The organism is Anabaena sp. CA = ATCC 33047 (assembly GCF_963870205.1).
Taxonomy (GTDB): Bacteria; Cyanobacteriota; Cyanobacteriia; order Cyanobacteriales; family Nostocaceae; genus Trichormus.
Genome location: NZ_CAWMSA010000067.1, coordinates 51,660 through 52,529, shown reverse-complemented (window position 1 = coordinate 52,529; position 870 = coordinate 51,660). Strand labels below are relative to the sequence as shown.

1 pseudogene is annotated in these 870 nt (G+C 51.3%); it reads left to right on the top strand.

Going from position 1 to position 870, the window contains the following annotated elements:
• Positions 1 to 870: pseudogene (locus tag AACS98_RS23655) on the top strand (hypothetical protein); the annotation flags it as partial.

Genomic DNA, 870 nt, shown 5'->3' with positions numbered 1-870 from the left:
ACAGGTACAGGTGCAACAGTTGGAACAGGGGCGACAGGTTCAACTGCCATAGGTGAAGGTGCAACAATAGGTGATAATGCCACAAATGCGATCGCCACAGGTACGAATGCTAATGTGGGAAGTAGTAACTCAATCGCTACAGGTAATGGAGCGAACGTTGGAACAGGGGCAACCGGTTCAACTGCCATAGGTGAAGGTGCAACAATTGGTGATAATGCCACAAATGCGATCGCCACAGGTACGAATGCTAATGTGGGAAGTAGTAACTCAATCGCTACAGGTAATGGAGCTAACGTTGGTACAGGGGCAACCGGTTCAACTGCCATAGGTGAAGGTGCAACAATAGGTGATAATGCCACAAATGCGATCGCTGTCGGTACAGGTGCAAATGCTAGCCAAAATTCTGCCACCGCCACAGGTAACACCGCCCAAGCCACTGGTATTTCTGCTTCGGCTTACGGTGATGGTGCGAACGCTGGTGGTGACAATTCTACCGCCATTGGTAGAGGTGCGAACGCATCGGGGAATGATTCCTTAGCCACAGGTAATGCAGCGTCAGCAGGTGGGCAAGGTGCTGTTGCCACCGGTTCTAATGCCAATGCCAGTGCAAATAACAGCATTGCCACAGGTACAGGTGCAACAGTTGGAACAGGGGCGACAGGTTCAACTGCCATAGGTGAAGGTGCAACAATTGGTGATAATGCCACAAATGCGATCGCTGTCGGTACAGGTGCAAATGCTAGCCAAAATTCTGCCACCGCCACAGGTAACGCCGCCCAAGCCAGTGGTATTTCTGCTTCGGCTTACGGTGACGGTGCTAGAGCTAGTGGTACAAATTCTACCGCCATTGGTCAAAGTGCGATCGCATCA